Source organism: Streptococcus sp. SCPM-O-B-23252 (M501) (genome assembly GCF_058200355.1).
On record NZ_JBYQGS010000001.1, the window covers coordinates 127,491 to 148,578 of the forward strand.

The 21,088-nt window shown below is 40.7% G+C and carries 22 protein-coding genes and 1 pseudogene; 20 read left to right on the forward strand and 3 right to left on the reverse strand.

Features of this window, described 5'->3' with window-relative positions; genetic code table 11:
- Nucleotides 1–272: 272 nt before the first annotated feature.
- Nucleotides 273–422: pseudogene (locus AC3E6G_RS00580) on the reverse strand (site-specific integrase); the annotation flags it as partial.
- Between the two features lie 364 nt (nt 423–786).
- Here AC3E6G_RS00580 and AC3E6G_RS00585 point away from each other — a divergent pair.
- The 6 genes from AC3E6G_RS00585 to AC3E6G_RS00610 all read left to right on the forward strand — a co-directional run bounded on the left by AC3E6G_RS00585 (nt 787) and on the right by AC3E6G_RS00610 (nt 4,881).
- Nucleotides 787–1,398, forward strand: coding sequence for a TetR/AcrR family transcriptional regulator (locus AC3E6G_RS00585; protein WP_152904093.1), 612 nt, complete (start codon nt 787–789; stop codon nt 1,396–1,398).
- A gap of 199 nt (nt 1,399–1,597) precedes the next feature.
- A complete protein-coding gene (locus AC3E6G_RS00590) occupies nt 1,598–1,945 on the forward strand; it encodes a hypothetical protein (protein ID WP_061564378.1) in 348 nt (115 codons plus the stop codon).
- Complete coding sequence (locus tag AC3E6G_RS00595) at nt 1,946–2,302, forward strand: class Ib ribonucleoside-diphosphate reductase assembly flavoprotein NrdI (RefSeq protein WP_490700255.1); 357 nt, start codon at nt 1,946–1,948, stop codon at nt 2,300–2,302.
- Between the two features lie 423 nt (nt 2,303–2,725).
- Complete coding sequence (locus AC3E6G_RS00600) at nt 2,726–3,238, forward strand: GNAT family N-acetyltransferase (protein ID WP_490700256.1); 513 nt, start codon at nt 2,726–2,728, stop codon at nt 3,236–3,238.
- A 521-nt stretch (nt 3,239–3,759) separates the two neighbouring features.
- Nucleotides 3,760–4,377 carry a CPBP family intramembrane glutamic endopeptidase gene (locus AC3E6G_RS00605; protein WP_490700257.1) on the forward strand — a complete coding sequence of 206 codons (618 nt, stop codon included), beginning with the start codon at nt 3,760–3,762 and terminating at the stop codon, nt 4,375–4,377.
- A gap of 87 nt (nt 4,378–4,464) precedes the next feature.
- Nucleotides 4,465–4,881, forward strand: coding sequence for a hypothetical protein (locus AC3E6G_RS00610; protein WP_490700258.1), 417 nt, complete (start codon nt 4,465–4,467; stop codon nt 4,879–4,881).
- A 436-nt stretch (nt 4,882–5,317) separates the two neighbouring features.
- Here the strand turns inward: AC3E6G_RS00610 and AC3E6G_RS00615 are convergent, their stop codons facing one another.
- Nucleotides 5,318–5,521, reverse strand: a complete 204-nt coding sequence (locus AC3E6G_RS00615; RefSeq protein WP_306474902.1) for a CsbD family protein — start codon at nt 5,519–5,521, stop codon at nt 5,318–5,320.
- Nucleotides 5,522–5,976: 455 nt separating this feature from the next.
- Between AC3E6G_RS00615 and AC3E6G_RS00620 the strand changes: the two genes are divergently transcribed.
- From AC3E6G_RS00620 to dnaJ, 12 genes are all read left to right on the forward strand, one after another.
- Entirely contained in the window at nt 5,977–6,687 is a 711-nt protein-coding gene (locus AC3E6G_RS00620; RefSeq protein WP_490700259.1) for a CPBP family intramembrane glutamic endopeptidase, read from the forward strand.
- A 164-nt stretch (nt 6,688–6,851) separates the two neighbouring features.
- A complete protein-coding gene (locus tag AC3E6G_RS00625) occupies nt 6,852–7,454 on the forward strand; it encodes a rhomboid family intramembrane serine protease (protein ID WP_414280108.1) in 603 nt (200 codons plus the stop codon).
- A gap of 137 nt (nt 7,455–7,591) precedes the next feature.
- A complete protein-coding gene (locus AC3E6G_RS00630; protein WP_003004214.1) occupies nt 7,592–7,858 on the forward strand; it encodes an ACT domain-containing protein in 267 nt (88 codons plus the stop codon).
- A gap of 18 nt (nt 7,859–7,876) precedes the next feature.
- On the forward strand, nt 7,877–9,214 hold the full coding sequence (locus tag AC3E6G_RS00635) for a PFL family protein (protein ID WP_048789774.1): 1,338 nt from the start codon (nt 7,877–7,879) through the stop codon (nt 9,212–9,214).
- Between the two features lie 133 nt (nt 9,215–9,347).
- Nucleotides 9,348–10,064 (forward strand): histidine phosphatase family protein, encoded by a 717-nt coding sequence (locus AC3E6G_RS00640; RefSeq protein ID WP_490700260.1) that lies wholly within the window; start codon nt 9,348–9,350, stop codon nt 10,062–10,064.
- 41 nt (nt 10,065–10,105) lie between these two features.
- Complete coding sequence (locus tag AC3E6G_RS00645; protein ID WP_048716315.1) at nt 10,106–10,804, forward strand: histidine phosphatase family protein; 699 nt, start codon at nt 10,106–10,108, stop codon at nt 10,802–10,804.
- Entirely contained in the window at nt 10,797–11,570 is a 774-nt protein-coding gene (locus AC3E6G_RS00650; protein WP_048716316.1) for a M15 family metallopeptidase, read from the forward strand. Before AC3E6G_RS00645 ends, AC3E6G_RS00650 begins: the two co-directional genes overlap by 8 nt.
- A 166-nt stretch (nt 11,571–11,736) precedes the next feature.
- A complete protein-coding gene (gene hrcA, locus AC3E6G_RS00655) occupies nt 11,737–12,771 on the forward strand; it encodes a heat-inducible transcriptional repressor HrcA (RefSeq protein ID WP_048716318.1) in 1,035 nt (344 codons plus the stop codon).
- Nucleotides 12,772–12,795: 24 nt separating this feature from the next.
- A complete protein-coding gene (grpE, locus tag AC3E6G_RS00660; RefSeq protein ID WP_325049894.1) occupies nt 12,796–13,320 on the forward strand; it encodes a nucleotide exchange factor GrpE in 525 nt (174 codons plus the stop codon).
- A gap of 223 nt (nt 13,321–13,543) precedes the next feature.
- Entirely contained in the window at nt 13,544–15,367 is a 1,824-nt protein-coding gene (gene dnaK, locus AC3E6G_RS00665; RefSeq protein ID WP_048716323.1) for a molecular chaperone DnaK, read from the forward strand.
- Nucleotides 15,368–15,565: 198 nt separating this feature from the next.
- Nucleotides 15,566–16,198, forward strand: a complete 633-nt coding sequence (locus AC3E6G_RS00670; RefSeq protein WP_490700261.1) for a DJ-1/PfpI family protein — start codon at nt 15,566–15,568, stop codon at nt 16,196–16,198.
- A gap of 332 nt (nt 16,199–16,530) precedes the next feature.
- Nucleotides 16,531–17,676: a molecular chaperone DnaJ gene (gene dnaJ / locus AC3E6G_RS00675; protein ID WP_129270033.1), complete on the forward strand. Its 1,146-nt coding sequence runs from the start codon at nt 16,531–16,533 to the stop codon at nt 17,674–17,676.
- A gap of 92 nt (nt 17,677–17,768) precedes the next feature.
- Here dnaJ and gdhA read toward each other — a convergent pair whose 3' ends face one another.
- Nucleotides 17,769–19,115, reverse strand: coding sequence for an NADP-specific glutamate dehydrogenase (gene gdhA / locus AC3E6G_RS00680; protein ID WP_048789780.1), 1,347 nt, complete (start codon nt 19,113–19,115; stop codon nt 17,769–17,771).
- A gap of 374 nt (nt 19,116–19,489) precedes the next feature.
- Here gdhA and AC3E6G_RS00685 point away from each other — a divergent pair, with 374 nt between their 5' ends.
- Complete coding sequence (locus AC3E6G_RS00685) at nt 19,490–20,425, forward strand: dihydroorotate oxidase (RefSeq protein WP_125334894.1); 936 nt, start codon at nt 19,490–19,492, stop codon at nt 20,423–20,425.
- A gap of 123 nt (nt 20,426–20,548) precedes the next feature.
- Nucleotides 20,549–20,905 (forward strand): helicase BlpT, encoded by a 357-nt coding sequence (locus tag AC3E6G_RS00690; protein ID WP_125334892.1) that lies wholly within the window; start codon nt 20,549–20,551, stop codon nt 20,903–20,905.
- The last annotated feature ends 183 nt before the right edge of the window (nt 20,906–21,088 follow it).

The window sequence follows — 21,088 nt, forward strand, 5'->3', positions numbered from 1 at the left end:
TAGAGACCTAAACTATTCCCTATTTTAAAAATATTGATTCAGATTTTATGAAATTAAAAAGTAGATATTGTTCAGAAAATCCTTGATATTACGCTGTTTTTAGTCCAACTGAAATCCATACTTTCCAAACCAGGTCTTAAGAAAGCTCGTAAAGCATCACAATTTAGTAAACGTTAATCAACACGATTATATCAACGTTTACAGACATTCAAGAATTTTCTCTTGGATGTCTTTTTTTGTTCAAAAAACTAAAGTTCACCTCAAAGTTCACCCTATTGCTTTTTGAGACTTCTAAAGGCTATTTCTCCTGCTGTTTGATTTACTGTTTCCGTAGTATTGACATAAGTCTTCGTTATTTGGATGTCACTATGAGTAAGTGCTTCTGAAATAGCATTTAATGATGTTCCAGCCCGTCTTGCCACCAACTACATCCAAAACTTGGGACATACTACAATTCCAATTTTTATTTGTCAGCATTTTTTTTCCTTACAAAAATGTGCCTACTATTCAGGTAGTTTGTAAAGTATTATAATCTATTTATCATTAATTTTAAGGGAGTCGCTTATGTTTATTGTAAATCTTACCTATATCAAACCCCTCGATACAGTTGAAAAATTCTTAGAAAAATAAAAGTAATTACCAGTAGGGGATGGTACCCTGGCTTCGTCTTTCCTTGAGCATAGCTCAACCTCCAAAATATAATCTAAAAAATAATTTGATTAGCAAACTATCTTTATTGTATAGTATCGCATAAATGCTTGACAAATAGCAAGAATGTGTTAGAATATGAATGAATATACAGACTTATTCATTCATAAAAGAGGCATAGAAATGGATAAAAAAAATGAGCTGTTGGCTGCGGCTAGGGAAGTATTTGCAGAAAAAGGCTATAAGGCAGCTGGAATTTCTGATATTGCTAAGAAGAGCCGTATGGCTGTCGGATCCTTTTACAAGTATTATGAGTCCAAGGAAGCTATCTTCTTGGAGGTTTATGTAGCTGAAAATAGCCGTATACGTGAGGGAATCATACAACGCGTAGACTGGCAGGGCGAGCCCGAGACAATCGTTGAACAGCTTTTTGCAGTCACTTTTGAATTGATTTCACCCAATAAAATTCTGGCTGAGTGGAACAAGCCAGGCATTTCTCAGATTCTGCACGATTACTATAATCAGGATTCCGGACGAGCATCCAATGCTTTTCATCAGTTTCTGATTCAGACCTTCAGCCAGCGCTTGCAGGAAGAGGGCTTTTCGCAGGAGAAAATAGCTGAGATCATGAAGGTTTATGACTTGATTTATTACATAGACATGCATGTCACAGAGCAGGATTTTTCAGGCTACTTCGATAGTCTTGAGACTTTAGTGAAATATTTTGTTAAGGGAATTTTTTCCAAATAGAGGAAATTCCTTTTCTTGGAAGTAGACGTGAATGAATTTATATAACCATTCATTCACGAACAAAGGAGGTGATGGCTTATGTAGTCCGAATAGGAATGGGAAGAAATGTGATTGCATAAGTATAAAGTGAATTATTTTTTAAAAAGCTTTGAATGAATATTTGGAAGCGTTTATTCAAAAATAGAAAGTGAGGAAAAGAATGAATAAGCAAGGAGGATTTGCTATGAGTGGAATGGCTATTTTGGGTATCTGTCTGGTCGCAATTGGTCTTTTGACCATTGGCTACGGCGGTGCGACAGTTGGTTTTAGTTTAAGTGTGGATTTTCAGTCATTTTTAGTCGGAGGTCTCATCATTGTCCTAATCGGAGCTGCTTTGATTCCGGGCTTGCCGGCAGTTGCTAAGCTGATAGCACTGGCTTTGACAACTTTGTCATTGCTGATTTACATTCACATGATGCCAGATTTAGAGTTTATGCTTATGCTCATCTCTGATGTTGTGGTTTTAGGCTTTGCGGCTTGGTTTGCTATTCTTTTTTTAAGAAAGTAGGTGATGAAGATGATTGTAGTTTATGATTCAAATACTGGTATTGGAAAACGATTTGCAGAATCACTGGGCTATCCGACCCAGAGCATCAAGGAGAAACTGGAAGAGCCCTGTATTCTCATTACTCGAAATGCTGGTTCTGGGAAAATTCCGTGGTCTACCAAACGCTTTATTAAGAAACATCCTGGGCTGATTAAAGGTTTTGTTAACAATGGTGACTCTGTTAAACACGGCCGGACCTTCTGCGGAGCGACTGCCTTGATTATCGAAAAATATGGGCTCCAGCATATCTGCGATATTGACCAAGGCGGTAGTTCAGAAGATGTCAAGACTGTGCAGGCATTTTTGGCGGAGTGCTAGTCTCATCAAGTTTTGTATAAACAGACATTCAAGAATTTTCTCTTGGATGTCTTTTTTTATTCAAAAAACTAGAGTTCACCCCAAAATTCACCCCAAGTTCACCCTATTGCTTTTTGAGACTTCTAAAGGCTATTTCTCCTGCTGTTTGATTTACTGTTTCAGTAGTATTGACATAAGTCTTCGTTATTTGGATGTCACTATGAGTAAGTGCTTCTGAAATGGCCTCAAGAGAAAACCCTACTTGTTTAGCAAGATGTTGGAATTTATGAGGTCCTTGACGGATATTATTTTTCTTCATAGTATGTTGTGTTATAATGTAAATACGATTTGAATAAATTAAGATATCTCTGTAAATTCTGTAAATGTCACTTTGTGTGAACATGAGTACATTTGAATTTATAGAATGATAGGAGGTGGTTTACAATGATAAGTTTAGAGCTGATGTCTGAAGAAAATAGCATAGATGTTTATTCTTTTGAAAAAGAAAATCGGGAGTATTTTGAGCGGAATTTACCTCCTAGACCAGCTACCTATTTTGATTCAGAAGGTTTTAAAGAAATTACAAGAGAATTGTTAAGGGAACAAGAGAATCAGGATGTCTACATGCATCTTATTAGAGATGCACAAGGTACTATGGTTGGAAGAATCAATTTAAGTGTCTTAGAGGATGATCGAAAAACAGCAGAACTTGGATATAGGATCGGAGAAAATGTTACTAATTTAGGTTATGCAAGTGAAGCGGTTAAACTCGTTTTAGAAAAGGCCTTTACTACTTATGGTTTACATAAGATTATCGCGGGGACGGCAACGTACAATCTGGCTTCTCAGAGAGTGCTTTTAAAAAATGGTTTTACCTTTAGTAAAATCATAGAAAATGACTTTCAAATGAATAACGAGTGGATTAATACGGCAGTATTTGAGATAAGGAATCTATAGCATCATCATTACCAGCCGTTTGCCAAACCTCAACATTTCTAGTAGACATTCGTCTACTTTTTTATATGATAAATTGCAAGAATAAGTGCAACATCTACTCTAACTCCTCCACTAGAGCTTCATAAGCCCGGTCTTAAGAAAGCTCGTAAAGCATCACAATTCTCAAAACGTTAATCAATACGATACTATCAACGTTTACAGACATTCAAGAGTATTCTCTTGGATGTCTTTTTTTGTCTACCTTAATTTTACAAATTGGGAATTGCATATAATTATTTGAAAAAATAAAAATAGTTAGTTACAATAAAAATGTAAAAGCGCTTACTCGATTATTGGTGAGGTTAATATTGTAAGATATCTGTGTTTCTTTCTTAAGGTAGGAGGATTTTTAGGAAAGATAAAATATCAGAATCAGTATATGGAAAGAATCTCAGCATTTCCACTTCAAGTTTCAGAAAAATGATTAAATGAATTAAGCAATGATTGAAATATTAATAATGGTTTATTGGAGGTAGTTAAAAATGAAAGAAAAATATAAAGTGACTGGGCAGTTATTTTTGCTCTCAAATTTACCGTTTTGTTGTTTTATTTTGAAAGATATTTCATTAGTCTATGCTAGGTTGCTATTTGTACTTTTCTTGTTTTTTACATTATATTTCTCTTATCAAATAAGCATAAAACATAATGTCATTAATCGTATTCAGAAACTAGAGTGGAACAAAGTACTTTATTGTTTAGCATTCGTTGCTTTGATAAGACTTACAGTTCATTTGTATGTAAGCATTTTTGGAGATACCCAAAATGATGCGTTATTACAAATTTTAAAAGATATTATGGGCGTAGAGTTATTCAATTTTTATGGAATTTTCGTAGGACCAGTTTTAGAGGAATTAACTTTTCATGGTGCAATAATGAATTATTGCTATAATATGAGCAGGAAAGGTTTCATCATATCAAATATATTGTTTGGATTTGTGCATTGCATGAACGAACCTAGTATTGGAATTTTTATTAGATCGATTTTACTGTATAGTTTGTTAGGCGGTATAATATCTTACATTTACTATAGAACTAAAAGGATAGAATACTCTGTACTAATTCACATGCTTGCTAATTTTTTGGCTTTAATAGGTTTTTAATTATGTATTCTGGTTATTTTTATATTTGTAATTTCATGTAAGATTTTTGCTCAATAGACCACTAATAATATTGCTGGAGATAATATAATGTTAGCAGATAAAGAAATATTCCTCAAAATAGAAAATATCCTCCGTGAGCAAGGAGTACTTGAAAAGTTTGAAGAGGAAAATGGAAAAATAACTGGTCATATGATGATTACGATGACGGAAATACCTCCTGAATTAGGAGTTGATACTGTTAGCGATAATATGCGTGCTTTTTGTGCTTCCTTTGATTTCTATGATATGATGATTGGGATTGCATTCGATTTAGACACAATGGAACTTATTCCTCAAATGTGGTTCACTCCTCAGGCTGATGATGCTGTGGAACCTTCTAGTGAATGGATAGAATTTTTTGTAAAAACTCTATGTGAGAATATATCGGAAGAGGGTTTTGGAGTACCAATGTATAGTTTTTTAAATGACCATAGTGACCTTACAATTGTTCCGACTCAATCATAGAAAAGAGAAATGCGAAAGAGTTTGAATAAACATGATCACAGCTTAGCTCATGCTTATTGTAGTAATAATAAACCTGAGTTGGAAAAGGATATGATTTGTGGTTGTTTTTTACAGATTTAATCTATTCCCCTATTTTAAAAAAATTGATTCAAATTTTATGAAATTAATCAGTAGATATCGTTCTGAAAAACCTTGATATTACGCTGTTTTTAGTCCAACTGAAACTCATACTTTCCAAGCCGGGTCTTAAGAAAGCTCGTAAAGCATCACAATTTAGTAAACGTTAATTCGAAAGAATTACTATACTTACAAGTAGCACCTTTCGAGGTGTTCTTTTTCCTATGCCCAAACTAAATCAAAGACAAACAAAAAACCACCCAGTCTTCCCCAGTCAAATAGGACTGCAGAAAATAGGGTGGTTTTAGAACGTTAACGATTAGTTATCGTCTTTGTGAAGGATGTTTTTCACGCCGTTGATAGCTCCTTCGACAGCTTCTTTTGCATCTTCAACGACTTCTTTTGCTTTTGATGCAACTTTTTCAGCAACGCCTTCAGCTTCTGTTTTTTTATCGCCGGTTACTTTACCGAGACCTTCTTTAACAGAACCTTTAACTTGGTTTAATTTATCTTCTAATGACATAGTGTCACCTCCGTTAAGTAAATAGTTTTATTAATCTGAATTCAAGACAGTTCATTTAAAAAATTAAAACTATTTAGCTCAGATTAATATAAGTATATGCCTTCTGAAATGGGAAGTCAAATATTTGCTACGGTATTTTGAAAGTGGGAAGGAGTTATGACGAGATCGCAACTAATGATGGATAGGTCCTTATCTTGATCTTTAATTGAAGAAACAAAGGTTTTCAGCTATTTCATAACAAAATCGTCCAGGTGATTAAGGAATAATATAGCGTAGAATCGTCAGGCTAGAAAATCTAAACGGCTGTTTTCTCCTAGCAAAGTGGAGTAAAAAACAAAAGTAGATACCACTTTCTGTTCAAAAATGGACAATTGAGGCTCTCCTTGCCTACAAGTTTTTCCATGTGTTATATTTGTACATAATTGTACGAAAGAATGATATTGGAGAATAGAGATATGAAATATGCCAAATATGGAGTCGCTTTACTGTTCCTGTTATATCTATTTGTTTTTGGGATTGAAGGCCTTGGTATCTACCTAACTGGAGTTTTCAATGGTGATGTAAGTTTTCTTTATTTCATCTATTTGATTCTCTACTCTTTGCTTCTCATCGGCATTCTATTTTGGTTTAAAAGGCAGAAGATAGTCGTCCGTTCAAATATACAGAAATGGAAGTGGCACTATCTGGGATATTTTGCTCTGGTGCTCTTGTGGTTCTTTGTTGAAAGATGGGTGCTGCAAACTTTTCAGGATTTGCTGGTTCCTGTCGTTCATCAAACCAAATTGCCATCCTCCATTTATCTAAATGGCCCTGGTATTTCGGGTATTTTGTTTTTTGTCCTAGCAACTGTTACATCTCCTATGATCGAAGAATTTATTTTTAGAGGCTATCTGATGAATGTCTTCTTTAAAGAAAGTAAGTTTCATTTAGACGTTTTGCTTTCGGGCTTTCTCTTTGCGGCCTTTCATCTGATCCATCAATATCGGGATCCTGTAACATTTTCTCTTTATTTCTGTTCAGGGCTCTTCTTCGCAGCTGTCTATAAGAAAACTAAAGATATCCGGTTGCCCATCTTCTTGCATGCCTTTAGCAATTTTCTCACTTTTTGGAAACCGATCTGGATTTTTATCTTCAATTATATCTACTGGCATTTTCTTGTTAAATAACCTTGTTTTTGTAGCTGGGCGTGAAATGGGAGTTAGAGGTTGGAGTTGTTTAATGAAACTAGGATCACTTTTTAAAAGTGATCTTATTTTCGTTTAAGGGGTGGTATAATGAAAGTATACTCAAGGTGAGACAATTGATTTATTTACAGAAAAGAAGTTTTAAAATGAAAACGATGATAAAAACCTATCCTGTTATCAGTACGATAGCTCTAATCTGTTTGTTGCTCGGTTTATTGACTTCCTTTTATGGGGATGCTATGTATGACCTATTGGCTTTTCATTCGAAGCCGGTGTATGGTTGGCAGTATGTCAGTGGGACCTTGATGCACGGTAGTAAAGGAGCCCCTGTCTGGTTTTTATGGGTCCATTTGATTTTAAACGGACTCATGATCCTTCCCTTCGGTGGACTGCTAGAAAGAAAAAGAGGCTCCAGACAAGTCTTAATCGTTTTTGTGACGGCGACAGTCCTCTCTTCCATCGTTTTTCACTTCTTAACACGCGGGCAGGACATTCAGGCAACAGGAATCTCTGCCGTCGGCTATGCCTTTGTGACCGGAGGGATTATGCTCCTGCCAAACGTGTGGAAAGAATTATCACGCACCGTAAAATGGTTTTATCTATTCTTAATTTTTCTATCTAGCCTCATGCTCTTACCAGTAATCACCGGATGGATCTCAACGCTATTGCATCTTTCAGGGATTGCGAGTTACCTTGGGGTTTCTATCCTCAGCCACTACCTTAAGAAAAATCGCTTTAGCCATCGTTGATTTATAAAGACTAACAGACATTCAAGAGATTTTCTTGGATGTTTTTTATTTATAAACCGAACCTTTTCTAAAACATTTATGCGAAATTAAGGCGATTATGCTACAATGGAAGCAAATAGATAGAATGGAGCAGTGACATGAAAGCAATTATTACAGTCGTTGGTAAAGACCAAAAAGGAATCGTAGCGGGTGTTGCAACGAAAGTGGCAGAATTAGGACTCAATATCGATGATATCTCTCAAACGGTATTGGATGAATACTTTACCATGATGGCAGTTGTATCGTCAGATGAGAAAAAAGATTTCACACAGCTCCGTTCAGAGTTAGAAGAATTCGGTCAGTCTCTGCATGTGAAAATCAATATCCAAAGTGCAGCGATTTTTGATGCTATGCACAATTTGTAAGATAGGGGTTGAGAATTTATGGACATTAGACAGGTAACAGAAACCATTGCCATGATTGAGGAGCAGAACTTCGATGTTCGGACCATCACCATGGGGATCTCCCTTCTAGATTGTATTGATCCGGATATCGATAAGGCAGCGGAAAAAGTCTACAATAAGATTGTGACAAAGGCCAAGGACTTAGTGGCTGTTGGGGATGAGATTGCGGCGGAACTCGGCATTCCCATTGTGAACAAGCGGGTTTCGGTCACTCCGATTTCCATTATCGGAGCAGCAACCAGCGCGACAGACTATGTACCCTTTGCCAAGGCGCTGGATCGTGCGGCGAAGGAAGTTGGGGTTAACTTTATCGGTGGCTTCTCAGCTCTTGTTCAAAAAGGCTACCAAAAAGGGGATGAGATCCTCATTAATTCCATTCCTCGTGCCCTTGCGGAGACAGATTTTGTCTGCTCTTCAGTCAATATTGGATCGACTAAGACAGGGATCAATATGACCGCTGTCCGAGACATGGGGCGCATCATTAAAGAAGCTTCCCAAGCAGATCCAATGGGACCAGGTAAACTCGTTGTCTTTGCTAATGCGGTAGAAGATAATCCCTTTATGGCGGGAGCCTTCCACGGTGTCGGTGAAGCAGATGTCGTCATCAACGTTGGGGTTTCAGGACCTGGTGTCGTCCAACGGGCCATCGAAAAAGTTCCCGGAGCAAGCTTTGATGTATTGGCTGAAACAGTCAAGAAGACAGCCTTCAAGATTACCCGTGTCGGCCAATTGGTAGGTCAAATGGCTAGTGAACGTCTCGGTGTTGAGTTTGGAATTGTCGACTTGTCTCTTGCTCCAACACCAGCAGTTGGGGATTCGGTTGCCCGTGTCCTTGAGGCCATGGGGCTTGAAGTAGTTGGAACCCACGGGACAACAGCAGCGCTGGCTCTGCTTAATGACCAAGTGAAAAAAGGTGGCATTATGGCTTGTAACCAAGTCGGTGGTTTGTCAGGTGCCTTCATTCCGGTTTCAGAAGATGAAGGGATGATTGCGGCGGTCCAATCAGGTCATATCAACTTGGAAAAATTGGAAGCCATGACAGCTATCTGTTCCGTCGGTTTGGATATGATTGCCATCCCAGCTGATACTCCAGATACAACCATTGCGGCCATGATTGCCGACGAAGCAGCTATCGGGGTGATCAACCAAAAGACCACAGCAGTTCGGATCATTCCTTATGGAAAAGAAGGCGATATGTTAGAGCTTGGAGGACTTCTTGGGTCTGCTCCGGTGATGAAGGTCAACAAAGCTTCGTCAGCTGATTTCATTGCCCGTGGTGGCCAAATTCCAGCCCCAGTTCATAGTTTTAAAAATTAAAAAATGGCCCTGGAGCAGGATTTTTGCTCAGGGCTTTTAATGTTGGCTGAGGAAGTGAAAGTGAATCGAGAGGTCATCGCTGCCAGTTTCCTTATAAAAAATGATATAATAGAAGGACATAAAAGGAGATCACATGGCGAAAACAAGATTGTTTATTATTCGGCATGGAAAAACCATGTTTAATACGATAGGTCGTGCCCAAGGTTGGTCGGATACGCCTTTAACTGTTCAAGGAGAAGAAGGCATCCGTGAATTGGGGGTTGGTTTGAGAGAATCTGGTTTGGACTTTGTCCGTGCTGTTTCCAGCGATTCAGGTCGTGCTATTCAAACCATGGGAATTGTTTTAGACGAGCTTGGGCTCACAGATCAGATTCCTTATACTTTCAACAAAAAGATCCGGGAATGGTGTTTTGGAAGTTTTGATGGTGCCTACGGAGGGGAGCTTTTCCGCGGAGTTGTTCCTCGGGCTCTAGATATTGAAGATTATAAGAAACTTACCCTGGAAGAACTGGCGAATGGAATCTACCAAGTAGATACAGCAGGTTGGGCTGAACCATGGGATGTGTTGAAAAAACGGATTGTAGATGGCTTTGAGGAGATTGCCAAGGAAGTTGAAGCCAAGGGTGGTGGAAATGCCTTGGTTGTTAGTCACAGCATGACCATTGGTTCCTTTGTGTGTATTTTGAATCCAGAGATTGAGCTGGATCCAAGGGTTGAAAATGGTAGTGTCACCTTTGTAGAATACGAAAATGGACAATTTTCAATCCAGACCATCGGAGATGAGTCATACCGCAAGCTGGGTGCTAACTGGTTAGCAGCCCACTCAGAAGAACTTGATGTAAAAAAATAAGATACTATATATAAGAAGAAAACAATTGCAGGAGGATAAAAATGGCAAAGACAAAATTGTATATTGCCCGTCATGGAAAAACCATGTTTAATACCATTGGTCGCGCCCAAGGTTGGTCTGATAGTCCCTTGACAGAAGCTGGCGAACGAGGGATTCATGAATTGGGGATTGGTCTACGTGAAGCTGGGATTCAGTTCCAACAAGCCGTGTCCAGCGACTCCGGTCGAACCATTCAAACCATGGGGATTGTGCTAGAAGAATTAGGGTTAACGGGTAAGATTCCTTACCGTTATGATAAGCGCATCCGCGAATGGTGTTTTGGAAGCTTTGATGGCGCCTACGATGGAGAACTCTTTTTGGGCGTTTTACCACGTGTCTTTCGTGTCGATGACTTCCATCATTTGAGCTTGATGGAGTTGGCTGAAGGGATTGTCGAAGTGGACACAGCCGGCTGGGCAGAGTCTTGGGAAACCCTTCGTGACCGCATCTTGGATGGCTTTACGACGATTGCTAAGGATGTCGAGTCTCAAGGTGGTGGGAATGCCATCGTAGTCAGTCATGGGATGACCATCAGTACCTTGATTTACCTGATTGATCCAAAAGCCTTTAAAGAATTGGTCTTGGACAATGGTAGTGTGACTGTTATTGAGTATGAAGATGGCCAATTTAAACTAGAAGCAGTTGGAGATCTGTCATACCGCCAGGTTGGAGCGAAATGGTTAGAGGAAAATCATGACTAAATATAAACTTGCCAAGAAAAGAGAAAAGAAAGTTAGCTGGATCGTGCTCTGCTGTATAGGCCTCTGTCTAATCGGAGCAGGAGTGGGTATTTTCTATTTGAAACCTCAATGGCTTCATATGGGCTCTGTTGAAGATAAAAAAGTAGAAACGACTACTCCAAAAAAGGTTGAGAAAAAGGAAGAAAAACCGAAGACAGACCTTCCGCAAGTTTCTAGCAAGGATTGGAACCTAGTCTTGGTCAACCGGGACAACAAGTTGGCTGAGCTGAATCCTCAGTTAGTCGACGTTGAAGAAATCAAGGTGGATAGTCGGATCGCAGAACAAACTAAGCAATTTTTAGCGGCGGCAAGGGCCATTGCTCCTGAGGAGTCCTTGATTTCCGGTTATCGAAGTGTAGAGGAGCAAACAGAACTTTTTAATGAGCGGATAGCTCAATTAGAAGCTACTGGGCTTCCTCATGAAGAGGCAGAACGTCAAGCACAAACACAAGTACAGGTCCCAGGGGCTAGTGAGCACCAGACAGGCCTTGCGATTGATATGAGTGCCCCAAATGGGCTATCCGAAGAGGTAGTGCAACAAATTATTGCCTTGGCGCCACAATATGGGTTTGTTCTCCGTTATCCAGAAGGGAAAAATGCGATCACGGGTGTGGACTATGAAAACTGGCACTTCCGCTACGTCGGTGTAGAAAATGCCCAGTATATGGTCAAGCACCAACTGGTCTTAGAAGAATATATTCAAAAGCTGAAAGAAGCAGGTTTATAGTTTTTTTGGCCTAGTATCGGTCTTAAGAATGATTTTTAGCACTCTTTAAAAAAGAGTGCTAATTTTTTGGATTTTTTTCTTGACTTTCTTTTGAGAGGGTGTATAATAGAATCATGGTTTAGCACTTGAGTGTTTAGAGTGCTAAAAATGAAAGAGAGGTGAGGTCATGGTTACAGAACGTCAAAATGAGATTTTAAATCTTGTCGTTGATATCTTTACCAAGACCCACGAACCGGTCGGTTCAAAAGCACTACAAGATGTCATTCAATCCAGTAGTGCGACCATCCGAAACGACATGGCTGCTCTCGAAAAGCAAGGGTTGCTAGAGAAAGCCCATACTTCGAGTGGCCGCATGCCTAGTCGAGCTGGTTTCCAATATTTCGTTCAGAACTCGCTCGATCTAGAGTTGATTGATGAACAAGATGTCTACCAGGTGGTGAAGGCCTTTGATTTCGAAGCCTTTAAGTTAGACGATATCTTGGATGCTACGGCCAAGTTACTAGCCCAGATGACGGGCTACACCGCAGTGATTCAGGATGTGGAGCCGACACGGCAGCGCTTGACGGGTTTTGAGATTGTTCCATTATCCAACCATGATGCCTTAGCAGTTCTGACCTTGGATGAATCAAAGCCTGTCACCGTACAGTTTGCTATTCCAAAGAATTTCTTAACCAGTGACTTGGAAATCTTCCATCAGCTGGTTCAAGAACGCTTCATTGGAAATACGGTCTTGGATATCCACTACCGCTTACGGACGGAGATTCCACAGATTGTACAGCGCTATTTCAAGACGACAGACAATGTCGTGGATCTATTCGATTACGTCTTCTCGCAACTGTTTCAAGAACTGGTCTTTGTAGAAGGAAAGGTTTCATCTTTGAGTTATGCCGATCTTCAGACCTATAAGTTCTTAGATAATCCCCAACACGTAGCCTTGGAGTTACGAGGAGGAATGCCGGAAGACCAAATGACCCAGATCCTGGTTGCGGAATCCCAAGAGAAGGCCTTAAAAAATGTGACGGTCATTAGTCACAAGTTCTTAGTTCCTTATCGTGGGATGGCCCTCATGCATGTGATTGGTCCCGTAGAGATGGACTACAGGCGTGTGATAAGCCTGGTCAATGTTATCGGCCGAGTACTGGTCATGAAGTTGACGGATTATTACCGTTACCTCAACAGCAACCATTATGAAGTAAATTAAGACCAAATGAAAGGGGTGTATGCCTTGACAGAAGATATCAAAAAAGAAGACGTGAAAGAAGAGGAAGTTGCCGAGACAACTGAAGAAGTTGTTGAGGAAAGCAACCAACCTTCTGAGTTAGAAGAAGCACAAGCGCGTGCCGAGGAATTTGAAAACAAATACCTTCGTGCTCATGCAGAGATGCAAAACATTCAGCGCCGTGCCAATGAAGAACGTCAACAATTACAAAAATACCGTAGCCAAGATTTGGCAAAAGCGATCTTACCATCACTGGACAACCTCGAACGTGCCCTTGCCGTCGAAGGATTGACAGATGATGTGAAGAAGGGCTTGGAAATGGTACAAGAAAGCTTGATTCACGCCCTGAAAGAAGAAGGGATTGAAGAAATCGCAGCGGACGGAGAATTTGACCATAACTATCATATGGCTATTCAAACAGTCCCAGCTGATGACGAACATCCAGCAGACACTATCGCACAAGTCTTCCAAAAAGGCTACAAACTCCATGACCGCATCCTAAGACCGGCTATGGTAGTTGTCTACAACTAGGATACAAAGCCCGTAAAAAGCTCACAGTAAAAATAGGAGATTGACGAAGTGTTCGATGAACACAAGGAAATCTATCTTTTTTACCCAGAGCTTAGGGCGTGTTCAACTAGGCTACCTTGTCCGAAACGACACTAAACTATGAAAGAAAGATAAAACACAAGCCGGAGGCTTGCAAGGAAAATATCAAAAAGAAAAAAGAAGATAAATTTAAGGAGAAAAACATATGTCTAAAATTATCGGTATTGACTTAGGTACAACAAACTCAGCAGTAGCAGTTCTTGAAGGAACTGAATCAAAAATCATCGCGAACCCAGAAGGAAATCGCACAACTCCATCTGTAGTGTCATTCAAAAACGGTGAAATCATCGTTGGTGACGCTGCAAAACGTCAAGCAGTGACAAACCCAGATACAGTCATCTCTATCAAATCTAAGATGGGGACTTCTGAAAAGGTTTCTGCTAACGGGAAAGAATACACTCCACAAGAAATCTCAGCAATGATCCTTCAATACTTGAAAGGTTACGCTGAAGAATACCTTGGTGAAAAAGTAACGAAGGCTGTTATTACAGTTCCAGCTTACTTTAACGATGCTCAACGTCAAGCAACTAAAGACGCTGGTAAAATCGCTGGTCTTGAAGTAGAACGTATCGTCAACGAACCAACTGCAGCAGCCCTTGCTTACGGTTTGGACAAGACAGATAAAGAAGAAAAAATCTTAGTATTCGACCTTGGTGGTGGTACATTTGACGTATCTATCCTTGAATTAGGCGACGGTGTCTTTGATGTATTGGCAACTGCAGGGGATAACAAACTCGGTGGTGACGACTTTGACCAAAAAATCATCGACCACTTGGTTGCAGAATTCAAGAAAGAAAACGGCATTGACTTGTCAACAGACAAGATGGCCCTTCAACGTTTGAAAGATGCAGCTGAAAAAGCGAAGAAAGACCTTTCTGGTGTAACTTCAACACAAATCAGCTTGCCATTCATCACTGCTGGTGAAGCTGGGCCTCTTCACTTGGAAATGACTTTGACTCGTGCCAAATTTGACGATTTGACTCGTGACCTTGTAGAACGTACTAAAGTTCCAGTTCGTCAAGCTCTTTCTGATGCAGGCTTGAGCTTGTCAGAAATCGACGAAGTGATCCTTGTTGGTGGTTCAACTCGTATCCCAGCCGTTGTAGAAGCTGTTAAGGCTGAAACTGGTAAAGAACCAAACAAATCAGTGAACCCTGACGAAGTAGTTGCGATGGGTGCTGCGATCCAAGGTGGTGTGATCACTGGTGATGTGAAAGACGTTGTCCTTCTTGACGTAACACCATTGTCACTTGGTATCGAAACAATGGGTGGAGTCTTCACAAAACTCATCGACCGCAACACAACTATTCCAACATCTAAATCACAAGTCTTCTCAACTGCAGCAGACAACCAACCAGCCGTTGATATCCACGTTCTTCAAGGTGAACGCCCAATGGCAGCAGATAACAAGACTCTTGGACGTTTCCAATTGACAGATATCCCAGCTGCACCTCGTGGTATCCCACAAATCGAAGTAACATTCGACATCGATAAAAACGGTATCGTATCTGTTAAAGCGAAAGATCTTGGAACTCAAAAAGAACAAACAATCGTTATCCAATCAAACTCAGGTTTGACAGACGAAGAAATCGACCGCATGATGAAAGATGCAGAAGCTAACGCTGAAGCAGATAAGAAACGTAAAGAAGAAGTTGACCTTCGTAACGAAGTAGACCAAGCTATCTTTGCGACTGAAAAGACAATCAAAGAAACTGAAGGCAAAGGCTTCGATGCAGAACGTGATGCTGCACAAGCTGCCCTTGATGAGCTTAAGAAGGCCCAAGAAGATAACAACTTGGACGAAATGAAAGCAAAACTTGAAGCCTTGAACGAAAAAGCTCAAGGACTTGCTGTGAAACTCTACGAACAAGCCGCAGCAGCACAACAAGCTCAAGCAGGAGCAGAAGGCGCACAAGCAACAGGAAACGCAGGCGATGACGTCGTAGACGGAGAGTTTACGGAGAAATAAAATAGTCCAGTGGACTATTTTATCCCGAGCTTGAAAATTTGGGAGCGAGGCGTTAAGAATGACTAATCACTAAAGTGATTGCCATTCTACGGCAATCGCTATGGCGACTTGCCTAAACGCCTAACTAGTAAATGATAAAAAGAAATCCAGAGGTTGCAACCCAGCCTCTGTTTTTCGGTAAAATAGAGGATGTTGCGTATGAAAAAAGTACTTTGTATCATTTATCCTAATTTTTCTCTTTATGAGATAACCGCTTTAACGAGTACTTTAGCTCTGTCTTTTGATATTACGATTGATTATGCCGCTTCAGATTATTCGATAGTGGTCTCTGAGGATGGCTTGCCCTGTCAACCAACGAAAACACTAGATCAAATCTGTATAGAAGAGTATTCTTGTGTGATTTTGCCAGGAATGGTAAACATAGGACCTGCTCTACAGGATGAGAAATTGATTTCGTTTTTGAGGGACCTTGGTGAGCAAGATATCCTAATTGCATCCATTTCTTCAGCGCCTCTTTTATTAGCGAAAGCAGGTTTGCTGAACGATACGAAATTTACAGGTGGAATTTGGCAAAACTTCTTTGATTATTTTGAATTTCTTCCACGTGAGAATTTCCAACCGAAAGTGGTTGTGCAAGATAAACAAATCATTACGGCTATCGGTTTTGCCCATCAAGAGTTTGCAAGAAAAGTGATTCTAAGCTTAGGATTGGCAGAGAATACGGACAACTATTTTAAAGAAAAGAACGAGTGTGCTGAAGAGGATTTGATATTTACTCTATCAGACCAAGAGTTTGATCAAGTGAAGCAAAGTATAGAAAACATCCTCTAAAGATGTACATGAAAATTATAGAAAGGAACAAAGGTGTTCGCAACTGAACACGGGTTCCATAAATTCTAATTCAATATAAAAGAAAGGAACAAAGAGTGTTCGGGGAATTGAACCCGAGCTCTGAAGTTTCTTACTCAATATGAAAGAAAAGAATTGAACCTGACCTAAATCGTGGTTTGATTCACAACATCAATAGAAAGGAACAAAGGTGTTCGCAACTGAACACGGGCTACGGACGGTGCCAAAAAGATAGTTTTTTCTAGGACGCGAGCGTCCGTCGTCAAAACTCCTATTTTGGCTGTGTCCGTTTAACGCCCTTTGTATCTTGAATTATGAACAATACTGAATTTTATGACCGTTTGGGCGTTTCAAAGAATGCATCTCAAGATGAGATCAAGAAAGCCTATCGGAAATTATCTAAAAAATATCACCCAGATATCAACAAGGAGCCTGGTGCTGAGGAAAAGTACAAGGAAGTTCAAGAAGCTTATGAGACTTTGAGCGACGAACAAAAACGGGCGGCTTATGACCAATACGGTGCTGCAGGAGCCAACGGTGGTTTTGGTGGCTTCGGTGGCGGAGCTGGTGGCTTCGGTGGTTTTGATGGCACTGGCTTTGGTGGTTTTGAGGACATTTTCTCAAGCTTCTTTGGAGGTGGCGGTGCAAGTCGTAATCCAAATGCTCCACGTCAGGGAGATGATCTTCAGTACCGCGTAAACCTCAAGTTTGAAGAAGCCATCTTTGGAACTGAGAAGGAAGTCAAGTACCATCGGGAAGCCAGCTGTCGGACATGTGATGGAACTGGTGCTAAGCCAGGAACAAGTCCAGTAACTTGTGGACGCTGTCATGGTTCTGGGGTTATCAATGTGGATACGCAAACCCCACTTGGGATGATGCGCCGTCAAATCACCTGTGATGTCTGTCATGGACGCGGTAAAGAAATTAAAGATCCTTGTATAACCTGTCATGGGACTGGTCACGAGAAGCAAGCCCACAGTGTCAATGTGAAAATCCCTGCTGGGGTCGAAACTGGCCAACAAATCCGCCTCTCTGGTCAAGGAGAAGCTGGCTTTAATGGAGGGCCATACGGAGATCTCTATGTGGTAGTCAACGTTGAGCCGAGCGATAAATTTGAGCGTGATGGATCAACCATTTACTATAAATTGAACTTGAACGTTGTTCAGGCTGCTCTTGGGGATACGGTCCATGTTCCAACGGTTCACGGCGATGTTGACTTGGTCATTCCTGAAGGAACTCAGACCGGTAAGAAATTCCGCCTCCGTGGTAAAGGAGCACCAAGCTTGCGTGGTGGCTCTGTAGGAGATCAATATGTATCTGTTAATGTGGTGACACCAACAGGTCTAAATGACAAGCAAAAAGAAGCCCTTCGTGCATTTGCGGAAGCTGGTGATATCAAGGTGAATCCAAAGAAAAAAGGCTTCTTTGACAAGATGAAAGATGCCTTGGATGATTTATAAAAAAAAGAAGATTTGGTTTTTCCAATCTTCTTTTTTTATCAAGAAAAACACCTCCGAAACCAGGGGTTCAGAGGTGTGGCAAAAGAATCAAATTAAACAAGACCTTGGGCAATCATCGCATTTGCGACATTTTCAAAGGCTGCGATATTGGCACCCGCAAGGTAATCTTTACCAAGACCGTAGGTTTCTGCAGTTGTTTTAGCAGTGTTGAAGATGTTGGTCATGATGTCTTTCAAACGTCCATCCACTTCTTCACGTGTCCATGAAAGACGGAGGCTGTTTTGGCTCATTTCAAGAGCAGATACAGCAACCCCACCAGCATTGGCAGCTTTAGCAGGTCCATAAAGGATGCCGTTTTCTTTGTAGACTTTGATCGCATCAAGGTCGCTAGGCATGTTAGCTCCTTCAGAAACTACTTTTACCCCTTGAGCAACCAAGCGTTTCGCTGCTTCACCGTTGATCTCGTTTTGAGTTGCACATGGAAGAGCGATATCATAGTTGCCAGCGTAAGTCCATACAGATCCTTCGTAGTAAGTAGCAGTTGGTTTTTCAGCAGCATACTCAGTCAAACGAGCACGACGTTTTTCTTTGACGTCTGTAAGAAGGTCGAAGTCAATGCCGTTTTCGTCGATCACGTAACCGTTTGAGTCAGATACAGAGATAACAGTTGCACCAAGTTCAGTTGCTTTTTGAAGAGCGTATTGAGCAACGTTACCAGAACCTGAGATCACGACTTTCTTACCAGCAAAGCTGTCGCCGTTGGCTTTGAGCATTTCTTCAGTGTAGTATACCAAACCGTAACCAGTTGCTTCTGGACGGATCAAGCTACCACCGAAACCAAGAGGTTTACCAGTCAAGACACCAGCATCAAATTGGCGAAGGCGTTTGTATTGTCCGTAAAGGTAACCAATCTCACGTCCACCAACCCCGATATCACCAGCTGGGACATCAAGAGAAGGACCGATGTGTTTTTGCAATTCAGTCATGAAGCTTTGGCAGAAACGCATTACTTCAGCGTCTGTTTTTCCTTTAGGATCGAAGTCAGATCCACCTTTACCTCCACCGATTGGAAGGCCAGTCAAAACGTTTTTAAAGATTTGTTCGAAGCCGAGGAATTTCAAAATCCCTTGGTTAACTGTTGGGTGGAAACGAAGTCCGCCTTTGTAAGGACCGACAGCAGAGTTGAATTGAACACGGTAACCACGGTTAACTTGAACTTTTCCGTCACGGTCAACCCAAGGAACACGGAAGCTAATCACGCGCTCAGGCTCAGTGATACGTGCCAAGATGTTTTCTTCGATGTATTCTGGATGTTTTTCAAATACAGGTTCCAAAGTGCTAAGGAACTCTTCAACAGCTTGAAGGAATTCCGCTTCATGGCCGTTGCGAGCTTTTACGGTTTCGAAAGTGCTTTGGATATATTCTTTTGCAGTTGTCATCATGTTTCTCCTTTTTTCATTGAAACGAATTCCAGCAGGTTAGCGAACTTACTGGTATATGGAGGCACTGCTGAGAGCAATGTCATGTTTTATTACGTCGATAATTATAGCAGACTTTTTTTGACTTGTAAAGAAAAAAGTTGAATTTTCTGAAAATTTTCACAACTGCCTATGAAGTGGGAAAAAATGGATGTGAAAGGACGATAGGATTGGAAAAATGTCTGATTTTTCCCCTCTATATAGAAAATAAAAGGATAACGTTTAAGGTGATTTTTTCTATTTCCGTACGTTTCTTGCTCTTTTCTGGTTTTCTAGTCATGAATCATCCTTTTCGTGCTATAATGGCTGTAAGAATTCATTTCAAGGAGAAGAAGATGGTATCGACAAAGACGCAAATTGCTGGTTTTGAATTTGATAACTGCCTGATGAATGCGGCAGGTGTGGCCTGTATGACCACTGAGGAATTAGAAGAAGTGAAGAATTCGGCTGCTGGGACCTTTGTGACCAAGACAGCCACCTTGGAGTTCCGTTCTGGAAATCCAGAGCCACGCTACCAAGATGTCCCACTTGGCTCAATCAATTCGATGGGGCTACCTAACCAAGGCTTGGACTATTATTTGAATTACCTATTGGAGTTGCAAGAAACAGATCCCAATCGGACTTTCTTCCTATCTCTCGTCGGTATGTCTCCTGAAGAGACCCATACCATCTTGAAAAAGGTGCAAGAAAGTGATTTTAAAGGTTTGACAGAATTGAACCTTTCCTGCCCCAATGTCCCAGGAAAACCCCAGATCGCTTATGATTTTGAGACGACGGACCGAATCCTGTCAGAGGTCTTTGCCTACTTTACCAAACCTCTTGGGATCAAGTTGCCACCTTATTTTGATATCGTTCATTTTGATCAAGCAGCAGCGATCTTTAACAAATACCCGCTCAAGTTTGTTAATTGCGTCAACTCAATCGGAAATGGCCTTTACATCGAGGATGAATCCGTTGTGATCCGTCCGAAGAACGGCTTTGGTGGGATTGGTGGCGAATACATCAAACCAACTGCTCTGGCTAATGTCCATGCTTTTTACCAACGGTTGAATCCAGAAATTCAGATTGTGGGGACAGGAGGCGTCTTGACTGGTCGTGATGCCTTTGAACATATCCTTTGTGGCGCGAGTATGGTACAAATCGGAACCACGCTTCATAAAGAAGGAGTGGGGGCTTTTGAACGCATCACTGCGGAACTCAAAGCCATCATGGAAGAAAAAGGCTACCAAAGCCTGGAAGATTTCCGTGGGAAACTGCACTACATTGACTAATTTTTTGAAAAGAACTTCCTCGAGTGGAAACTTGGGGAAGTTTTTATGGTTTCTTATCCAGAGACAACATTCTGTTCCTAGTTTTAGAGATTTTCCATTTTTATAGAGAGAAAAAGGTGTACAATGGAGGTGAAAAGGAAGGTGATTTCGATGGGAGAAAGGGATGTGATTCAAGAGGCGAGGACGAAGATCGAAACTCTCCAAACAGCCTTTTCTAGGGAATGCAAAGCCAGTCATGATGCCTTTCGATTTAAAGAAAATCTAGATCAGATGTTGAAAGTTTTATTGAAGGCTCAAAGGATAGACAATCACCTGTTGATCGAGTTGGAGAAGTTTTATCAGACCGCTAGTTTATTGATTGGTCTGAGCGGGTTGCGTTTAAATGAAGAAACCTTTCAATCTTGGCGAGCTTATGATCACTGGCATTACGAGGTTGTGAAGCCTCAGTTACAGGTCTACGGACCGACGGTGGTTTTGTAGTTGATGCTAGCTTTGTGTTTATCCACAGATATTCAAAGGAGGTGTGGGACATGTCTCTCATGCATGATTTTTTCCATCAGTTTTTAGTGTCTCTACGAAATCTTGGTTATTCGCTCTTTTTCTTATTTGAAAAATAAGTGGGAGTGCCTTTATCCCTTTTACTAGTATAGTAGAAGGGATTTT